Below are 9773 nucleotides of genomic sequence, written 5' to 3'. Positions count from 1 at the left end.
GGCGATCGCCCTGGACGGAGCGTGCCACATGTGGAACATGCGAACGTCATCATCGACTAGCCACTCCAGTCTCGCGCCTGCGCGTCTCAGCCGATTAGCAAAATCAATGTCCTCACCGCCGTATATTTCCATCCGCTCATCGAGGCCCCGAATCTGCAGGAATTTCGATCGGCTGGCCGCCATCATCCCGCCCATTCCCCAGCGAGGCCGCATCCGAGACACCCTGTCCAGGAGCGGCCAGTCGAGGCTGGCAATGTCCAGTTCTTCGTCGGAGTAGCCTTCCGGAAGATCCCGGCACTGAAGTACCAGCGCAAGACGGGGATCGTCAAGGATCGCCTTGCCAACTACTTCCATCGATTTCGGAGAAAAAATCATGTCCGCGTCAGTTGAAACAAGCACCCGTCCGGATGAGACGGCAAACCCCGCGTTCAAGGCCCGGGAACGCGACCAGACCCCGTCGGTAGGCGTATATACGTAGGTAGCCCCAATTTCTTCCATCGCGTGGCGGGTGTCTTCAAAGTCAGACGACCCATAGTCGGAGACGATTACTTCACCCGTAAGGCTTCCGAATGACTTCTGAATTGTTTGAACGGCCATCCGGAGACGACCAGTACCCCAATCCTTGAAGCCAATTACGACCGATATATCCACATTCCGTGTCATTTAGAGGAACCGTTGGGCCTTCCTGGGATCATGTTAGTTCTCACTCGTTCACCGTGGGCCGCATCTACCGCAGACCGTTCCATAGTTATGTAGGACTTCGGAAACGAGTCCATGCTCATCGGCTCGAGAGTCGGCCACGCCAAGACGGCCACCTTGACAGTCGAGACGGACGGCGTCGCCATGATGCTGCCAACCCGGTGAAGCCCGGACTCGGACTGAGCCGGAATAAAAAGGTAGGGTCTCGGTACTGCATCCGATTGGATCAGGCTCTTGTTAGCGACTCGTTTACCGGTGGCGTCATATAGTCGGACCGTGAGGATGGCGGCCCTATCACCGAGCGGTTGCCCGTACCATAATGCAAGCTGAATCTCGTTCGCCTTGTGCGCTACTTTAAATACATATTCACATTCAGAACTCATTATTTCCTTTAACCTAGGCAGAATGGTTGCGTAGCATCAATTCACGGGCCGTGAAACCGTATCTGAGATGGTGCGAATCACAGTCAATGCGTGGCAAGCCAGCCCACGATGCGCCGTTAAGCCCCGTCGGCAACACTCGCGAGCGCTACACCAAAGAACTCCTTATGGGCGTCAAGGACGTGGCCAAGGAAACGCCCTCGGGACGGCGGCTCRTGACCCGCCTGCAGTTCCTGCGGCACAAACTCAATGCGGCCGGAGGCGTCACGTCCGCCTAGGGCGGGATCCACGCCGCGTGCCTCGGCGAAGGGCGTGTAATGCTTCTCGAAGTGCGAAGTATCCCGGGTGTTCTGGACATACCACACGAAGTTGCGGTCACGGGTGTTTGTGTAAAGGTGTCGAAGGTCCAGCCGCGGACGGTTACTCTCTTCGATGCTGTCGTAGCCGTCATTCTCGGGAAAGCAGACCCTGGTAAAAGTGCCGACGGCCGACCGCTCGTAGTCTCCCACGCGGGTTTGCGGTGAGAAGCACACGGCCAGCGAGCCGCTGATCTGGCGCGAGACGGCCAGTGATGCAAAGCCACCTCCGCTGGAGCCGGTCAGCAGGATTCGTTCGTATCCTGCTGAGGCCGCGATCTCCTTGATGAGCAATGCCACATCCGTAGTCAGGTCTTGGGCTTCATTGCCGATATACCACGCCAGAGGCATGCCGTCGCTGAGGTTGAGGCTGGAGTCCGCGATGAAAAGCTGCGCGGCATCGATGGATGCAAGAGACTTCCGCCACTCAAAGCGCGGGAGCTGGTATTTGGACCGCTGCAGTGAGCCATGGAACGTAACGATCAGCGTCTTTGATACCCTGGGCGCATAAAGTCCCACGATAGCAAGCGGGCCGCCAGACGCCCCCGGCACTACGAACTCGTAGGGTTCAGACGCGTGGTGGGCGATCTCGCTGGCCGAGCCCAGGCGGCGGATCTCTACATTGTTCCGCTCGTCCCACGCCGTTCCTTGGCTAATGTCTTGCGAATTCACGTATTCTCTCCTGCTTCAAAAGCGCCCACGGTGGAGCCTGTCAGTGCAAGCGGAGCTTCCTCCGCCGGGGTGTCGGGAATAGTCAGAATATCCGGCTGCGCCACATGGTCACCGATGGATTTTTGTCCGTGCCCGGACTCCGTGATGATCCGCCAGGTCCGTTCGTTGAGCGGAACCCACTTGATGGGAGCGCCGAACACGGACAACAGATTGCGTTCCACCGTCCCGACCTCGTACTTGTGTTCGTCAGATTCCCAGTTGTAGGGCGGTTGGTCCGTCCAAACGGACACCTGTTCCGCAACGTGCCCGCTGCGCAGCTCTCGGCTGTACTGGAACGCAGTGGGGTCATAGACGTTGACTGACGCGGACCGCACGCGGTCCGTGATTTCGACGCGGACAAGACGCCCGTCATGGAAGGCGTCCATGAGCTCATCGGAATATGAACGGTCGATGGCTGCCGTGTGAAGGAGGCTCGGATAGTGCATAAGTCCAACCTTCTGTCCCTTCTCTGCCACAGCCGCCAGGTGTTCCATCATCAGCGCGCCCACCAGGGAGTCAGCGCCGAAATCGCCGACCAGCAGGATATCAAGTTCCAGGTCCTGCTGCTTGGCACCGGCCGGGAGGAACCTGGACGGCGCAGGGAATGCCCTCCGGGCAAGCGGGAAGTCCAGGTAGCCGGAGTGTCCGCCCATTCGGATCATCTTGTGCCAGTGCTCGTAGGAATCGCGGTAGGACACCCGGTCAGGTGACCTGTAGCCCAGACGGAAATCTTCCATGGAAAGGTTCGAGGTGCCCACCAAGGACAGCGTCAAGGGTGCCTCGCACACTTCGAAAGGCTCTTCGCCATTGACGACAACCTGGTAGCGGAGGATGAACTCCGTGTCCGCGGCCTTGCGGACGGAATCCCAGTGACCCAGGTGCTCCCGGATGGTGGGAGTGTGGAACATCGTGGAAACGTGCGCCGGCGTGATGAAGGCTCCACGCCATCCGCGGTAGTGGAAAAAGAGGTCCTCGTCCGCGCGGGTCCAGGGAGCAGAAACGAGCCGTCCGTCGCTCTGCTGCTGGGCACCCCGGACCAGGAGGTCGATTTTTTGCGGGTGCTGCCAGTCGTCGCCGTCGAAGATCGTGATGAACTCGCCCTGAGCCATGGAGTAGCCGATATTGCGCGACGTGTACGCGCCGGCGTTGGGCTCGTTGAGCACCAGCTTGACGCGATCGTCCGCAGCCAGCCACTTGTTAAGCCGTTCAGCAGCGTCCCCGCCGGAACCGTCGTCAACGATGATGACTTCGATGTTCCGGTAGCTCTGGTTGAGCGCCGACTGGATCGCAAGATCCGTGTATTCGTCCGGCTTGTAGACGGGCATGACGATGCTGACCAAGGGTCCGTCCGTCACCGGTTCCGGCACTTCTGCGCTCAGGCGCAGAAAGGCCGGTGCCGTACCCTCGGCCAGCGAAAGCCGGGACAGCCCTGCCCGCTCATAGATCTCGTTGATCTCGGCGAGCCACTGGTCGGCGTCGGCTGCATCGTCTTTGAACGGGTTGGCTGCGTTGGCGCGGTACAGGTGGAGGTCATTGGCGTTCATCTCATCAGCCTTGTAAAGATACTGAAGCCTGATGACTTCCTCGCCCTGCCCTGTCCGGGCCAGCGCGTCCAGGAAGAATTCCCCACGCCGCTTTTCCCGGAACGGCTTGGCTCCGAGCCGCTGGAAGACATACTTGTACAGCGTGGCCGCGTTGAGGATGTCATCCTGGAGAACGTTCTGCCGGAAGCACAGGTCGCCCAGATGCAGCAGTACGGAGCGGGGTGTCTTGTCCAGGACGGGCTGAACGCTGCGCCGGGACTTCCCTCCGATTCTGTACATTTCCAGTGCAACAGCCATGTCCCGCCAGCCCCACTGGCCCGTGGTAGCCGTGCTGACCAGGACATCGCGGCCGTCAACGGAACGGAGCTTGGTCAACCGCTGAGCAAGCCGCGCTTCCGGGATCCGGGAGCGGGCACCCCACTCAACCAGAGCCCCGGGCCGCGGGTCCGGCAAGGTTGCGGCCAGCTTGGCCTGCGCCGCCGTGGCGCGCTTTGTAGCACGTCGGGCCCCCTTTAAGAGCCTATCCATGTAGAGCGCGCCCACGGCGAGCGCGGCCGCGAAGGCCAGCACGAGCAGCGCCAGGATCCAGGGGGCGCGGGCGTAGGCAGCCACCACTACCAAGGCGAAGAGGACGGCGAAGGAAGCGGCGGCCGCTTTCTTCTTCGGGGACAGGCGCGCAAGTCTGCGGAGAGCTTGTTGAAATTTCATTCCCTGAGCCTTCTAAATGTGCGGATGAGTAGTATGGGCGGACTGAGATGGGGCTGGACCCGGCGCACGGACGAAATGGCTGCGCATGGCATCCAGCCGTGCTCCTGCAGGACGGTCCGAAACCGGGCCGATTTGTGGCGGCGGCTGGAACCCGTCCCATTGTTCGGCAACGCTTTGCAGGAAGATGCTGTCCTCGGGGTTCCAGGTGTGGCCGCCGTGCGAATCCGCCCCGGAGTGGCGTTGCATTACATAGTTCTGGCCATGGGAGCGGTAGATGAGTCCCCCGGCGGCCTGGACGGCCTGCAAGAGGCATCGGTCGACGGCACGATGAACGGGCCGCCACCCTCCCAGGTGACGCAGATCATCCCTGCCGAGCATCATGGTGCCGCCAGCAACGTGGTCCGAGTACTGCTCGCCGAGCGGAGGCCTGCGGGTGGTGATGTCCAGGCTTTCCAGGTACACGAATTCGACTTGTGCCCCCACTAGGATGGCACCGCTGAAGTCCTTGGCGTGAACGAGGTCCCGCAGGTGGTGCGGGCCGTACCAGTCGTCGTCGTCCATCTTGCAGATAAGATCGCCGCCGGCGGCGCTGACACCGGCGTTCAGCACGTCGCCGAAAATCATGTCGGTCGGAACTGAGCGCACCTGCAGCTCGCCGGGGTACGCCTCCACAGCCCGGCGGACTTCGGGGAGGTCCGGGTCGAAGCCGTGCAGCACCACCACTACTTCCACAGCTTCCCAGCTCTGGTATGCCAGCTGCTCCAGGGCTGACGCCAGCTTCTCCGGCCGGCGGGTGGCCAGAACCACGCTCACGGAGGGTACGGGAAATAGCGGCTTGCCGAGCCGGCCCAGCAATGTGTTCCAGACGGCGCGCGGGCTGTAGAGGTCCAGCGCCGTCCGGCGTAGGTCGATCGACTTTGATTCCCGCATCACCGGCGCGTCACCGGCGTCGAAGGCCTCGATGCAGTCCACCAGCCGGTCACCCAGCATGGACCTTACCGGGGAGGGCAATCCACGCGTCATCATCGGCACGCCGGCGACGGCGAGCTGACTCAGGCGCCGCGCCAACTGCCGGTCCAGGCCGCCGAAGCGGCTGCCATCAACCTCGACATAGTCGTGCGGGCGCAGGGCGGCGAGGTCGGTTTCGCTGAGGTCTCCCCCTCGGCCGAGCTCCCTTGGCTCGAGCACACGAGCCGGCTTGTCCGGGTAAGGCAAGAATCCCATCGGAGAGACGACGGCGGTATCAACAGGAGGCAGCACCGTCGCCGACGGAGTCCAGACCGGCGGGGTTACCCGTCTTGGCTGGGCGTCGATCTGATCACTGAGCTGCTGCGCGAGCTCGGCGGGACCGATCAGTACGTCGACGGAATAAATGTCATCCGGCTCGGGCTGCAGGAGCTGTTCCGTCATGAAGCTGCCCAGCGAGTCGCCAGCGAGCCAGGCGCCGGCTGAGGGGTCGCTGATACCGACGCGCAGTCCGCCCAGCACCGGCCGCGGCGCGGCAGGCGAGCAACAGCCCAGTGCGGCGAGGGCGGCAGCGTGCACATTCACCCATTTGCCGCCTTCCACCACGACGGCGAAGCCGAGTCCCGGCACGGTCAGGGCGGACGTGCCCGCCTTGACCTGCAGGCTGCGCGGCGTCCAGACCGGCAGATCAGATGCCGGGAAGAGACCGCGGATCACGAGGACGAAGCGCTGCGCCCGTCCCTCGCTGCGGAACAAGGGAAGCAGCGTCCTGGCCTCGGCGAGCGACYCGGTCTGCACAACGTAGTGATCCCACCACAATTGATCTGCAGGGACGGCGTGTTCCCAGTCGGACGCGGTCTTGGGGTCGCGGTGCTCCCAGTCCGTGCGGGCGTAGTCCAGTCCAAGGTCCAACGCCAGCTGCGCCATGGAGTGCTCTGCCGAGCCGATGACAACGCTCTTGATCTGCATGCTGTTAGCTCCCCGCCGCGCCCGCGCGGGACTTGAGCTGGCCAAAGATGTAGGCCGGGCCCTTACGGGCAATGGCACGGGCGCGGGAGAGGCCGCGGTTCGGGGCCATCCCCTGCTCCAGGCGGCGGCGTTCGATTTCGGACTTCTTCAGCCGTGCCTCGAGGTGCCGGATCTTCTGCTCATAGTCGAGGCGGGTAGCGGCGTCGGCCAAATCCCGGACCACGATATTGAGGTCAAGGGTTGCCGCGGCGCCTTTGCGCAGGTGCAGCTTGGGCTTGGGCCGCCGGAAGTCGTGCAGGCCCAGGGCACTCCCCGAGACCCACCGTTCACCGCCGGCGCTTCGTGCGGATTTCTCAGGGTCACCGGTTTCTGACAGCTCCCGGAGGGTCGCCGTCTGCCACAGTTCCATCGCGCCGGACTGCCCGTCCACCAGTGCCCTCAGGACAAGTGCCTGCGTCTGGCGCAGGGTGTCGATCATCGCCTCCAGCGAGTGCAGGCCGATGGCCGTTCCCGCGCTGAGCACCAGCGTGTAGGCGGCCTCAGCCGGCTGTCGTCCGTCCGTTCGGGGAAATGAAAAGCGGCGGTCCGTGGCGAGCCACTCCTCCAGCTTCGGCCGCCCGTCCTCCACGAGAACGTCCACGGTGAAATCCTGGCACGCGGAGCCGAAAAGCGACGCTACAGTCCCTGCAATCTCCAGGTCCGTGGCCTTCGCGGCCGAGATCAGGRTTCGGACGAGTGGGGTTTCCTGCCGCGGCGCGTGCAGGGATTTGAGCGCAAAACCGGCGTGTCGCAGCTCGTCTTCAATAGCCGCTGCCGCTGACTGGGCGTGGCTTCCCTTATCCACTGACGGAGGCCCCAACGGGCGCGTGCAGCCGATTGGACTCGGAGGGCTCCTGCTGGTTCCAGATGCCCTTGGTGTCGATGACCTGTTTTCCTTCCAGGGCAACGGAGTCAAGGGCCAGGAATTCATCATGGTCCACCAAGAGCATCACGAGGTCCGCCGCTGCTACGGCTTCCTCCATGCCCTGGAGCGCGGAGAGGCCGGATGCTGCCAGCGCCGTCGGGAGTTCCTCGACGTTCGGGTCAACGACCAGGATGGTGCTTTCAGGCAGCTGCCGGACGAGCTCCTGGACGATCGTCACGGACGGCGACTCCCGGACGTCGTCGATGTTGGCCTTGAAAGCCAGGCCGAGGACAGCCACGGTTGCCCCGGGCTGGCCGGCCAGTGCCTCTACAGCCTGCCGGACCACATGGTGCGGCTTGGCGTCGTTGACTTCGCGAGCGGTGCGTATCAGGCCGGAGTGCTCCGGGACGGCGTCGACAATGAACCAGGGATCCACCGCGATGCAGTGTCCGCCCACACCGGGTCCGGGGCGAAGCACATTCACGCGCGGGTGGTGGTTCGCCAGTTCGATCAGCTTCCACACGTCGATGCCCAGGTTGTCGCAGATGAGCGAGAGCTCGTTAGCGAAGGCGATGTTGACGTCGCGGAACGTGTTTTCCACCAGCTTGGTCATTTCGGCTGTGGTGGCGTCCGTGAGCAGGATTTCGCCCTGGCAAATGACCTCGTAAAGCCGCTTGGCCAGCTGGGCCCCCTCTTCTGTCAGGCCGCCGATAACGCGGTCGTTGGTGACCATTTCGACCATGATCCGCCCCGGCAGCACCCTTTCCGGGGAGTGCACAATGTGGACATGGTTCAGTCCGAGACCTGCTTCGAGCGACAGGTCCGGCCGCAGCTCCATGAGATAGGCGCCCAGGCGGTCAGTGGTGCCCGGGGGCGACGTCGACTCCAGGACCACAAGTTCGCCGCCGCGCAGCTTGGGGGCGAGGGCCTCGAGAGCGCTACGAAGGTAGGAGAGGTCGGCGCCGTTGCCCTCCGCGAGCGGGGTGGGCACGGCAATGATGAACGCGTCTGCCGCGGGCACCGTAGACATGGCTACGAGGTTCCCCAGGCTGACCGCGCCTGAGACCACCACACCCATATCGGGTTCCACAAAGGGAACCTCTCCCCGGTTGACGGCGTCGACGGTCGACTGCTTCACATCGACGCCGGCCACGCGCTTTCCTTTGGCTGCGAAGCTGGCCGCGGTGGGCAGGCCGATGTAACCAAGTCCGATGACGGCAACATCAAAAATCGTCTCGTCCATGTCTCCCCTAAACTAAAATGTGGTCTTCGGGCGAACCGAAGAACTGAATCTTTGAAGAAGCCAGAAGCTCTTCATTAGTGATTTGCCAGGTGTGTGACGTCACGTCGGCGCCGCGCATCTGGCAGTAATTGAAGCGGTCCGCCGAATAGATCCGACCGCCCGTCTCGATGAYGTCGCTCAGGAAGCGCGAGTCCTCTCCACGTTGCACGGGATGGAAGGGTATGCGCCTGAACGTGTCAGTGGCAGCGAAAATCGTCGGTCCGGAGACTGCTTCCACGAACCGGTGTTCCAGTTGCGGGTTGCGTAGGATCGTGGCACCAGCCCCGGCCAGGTGCATGTAATGCGCCCGCTTTCCCACCACCTCGGCCTCGGAGTACATCATGGCGTTGACCTGGTCGCCCAGGTACATGGGGCTGTAAATGTCGTCGTCATCCCATTTGGTGGAGAACCGGCCATCAGCGCGCGCCACGGCGGCATTCAGGCACTCACCGAGCAGCGTTTGCCCCGGTTCCTGAAGAACCACGACGTCGAGAATCCCGGCTTCCAGGCACTTCCGCCGGAAGGCCGCGTCGTCGACCTCAAACCCGTGGGCGAGGTAGACCAGTTGGACATCCACGCCCCGCTGGGCGGCGACGCCGGCGATGACGTGGTCGAGTTGCTGCGGGCGGAAACTTGAGACGAGGACCGATACCTGGGCCCTGGGCGCCGGCACGGCCAGGGCCGGCCCCGCCGCAGCCGCGATGGACTGTGCCCGGTGGCTGAAGGTGTGTTCTGCCCAGATTCTGCGCTGGGCCTTGTGGACCAGGCGTTGTGCGTAGTCCGGGTTGGCCGTCAGCGCCTTCAGCAGGTGCGCGGCATCGTCCCGGTTGTCTGCTGTGGGAATCTCATTGCCCGGGAAGAATTCCGTGATGGCCGCGCTAGGAGTGGAGACTACGCAGGAGCCCGCCGCCGTGATCTCGAATATGCGCCGGGCACACATCGACGGCGAATCCGTGACGGAGTTGACGTTGAGGAAGATTTTGTATGCCTTATAGGCGGTCAGCATCTGTTTGTAGGACAGAGATCCCACCACGTGCTTCTTGAGGATTCCGGGGAACTGATACTGCGGTTGCCTGCCAAGCTGGCGTGAAAAGATTTCAAAGCCTGGACGCTTGCCCGCCGTCGCGTCCACCGCCGCTCCCAGCAAGAACTCCATCTGGCGCCGACGATCCTCATACTTGTGCGCAAAGTACATTCCAGCGAATGCAATCTCGCGGGCGTGCCAGCCGTGGCGGGGCCGGGCCGGGTTGTGGA

7 protein-coding genes are annotated in these 9773 nt (G+C 63.0%); all 7 read right to left on the bottom strand.

The features are described from left to right. Positions 1–663: glycosyltransferase family 2 protein (locus AC1DHX_RS19385; RefSeq protein WP_476900372.1), on the bottom strand; the 663-nt coding region annotated here is incomplete at its 3' end. A 535-nt stretch (positions 664–1198) separates the two neighbouring features. Then, on the bottom strand, positions 1199–2107 hold the full coding sequence (locus tag AC1DHX_RS19380; RefSeq protein ID WP_476857232.1) for a hypothetical protein: 909 nt from the start codon (positions 2105–2107) through the stop codon (positions 1199–1201). After that, positions 2104–4398 carry a glycosyltransferase family 2 protein gene (locus AC1DHX_RS19375; RefSeq protein ID WP_476857231.1) on the bottom strand — a complete coding sequence of 765 codons (2295 nt, stop codon included), beginning with the start codon at positions 4396–4398 and terminating at the stop codon, positions 2104–2106. Before AC1DHX_RS19375 ends, AC1DHX_RS19380 begins: the two co-directional genes overlap by 4 nt. A gap of 12 nt (positions 4399–4410) precedes the next feature. Continuing rightward, positions 4411–6333 carry a glycosyltransferase family 2 protein gene (locus tag AC1DHX_RS19370; RefSeq protein ID WP_476900371.1) on the bottom strand — a complete coding sequence of 641 codons (1923 nt, stop codon included), beginning with the start codon at positions 6331–6333 and terminating at the stop codon, positions 4411–4413. Positions 6334–6337: 4 nt separating this feature from the next. Then, positions 6338–6973: a hypothetical protein gene (locus AC1DHX_RS19365; protein ID WP_476900370.1), complete on the bottom strand. Its 636-nt coding sequence runs from the start codon at positions 6971–6973 to the stop codon at positions 6338–6340. 196 nt (positions 6974–7169) lie between these two features. Next, positions 7170–8480 (bottom strand): UDP-N-acetyl-D-mannosamine dehydrogenase, encoded by a 1311-nt coding sequence (wecC, locus tag AC1DHX_RS19360; protein ID WP_476860321.1) that lies wholly within the window; start codon positions 8478–8480, stop codon positions 7170–7172. A 7-nt stretch (positions 8481–8487) separates the two neighbouring features. After that, on the bottom strand, positions 8488–9773 hold a 1286-nt coding region (locus AC1DHX_RS19355; protein ID WP_476900369.1), incomplete at its 5' end, for a glycosyltransferase family protein.

The organism is Arthrobacter sp. 05N33_2, from assembly GCF_056397425.1.
The sequence above is the reverse complement of the archived record's forward strand: the minus strand, read 5'-3'. Positions and strand labels throughout refer to the sequence as shown.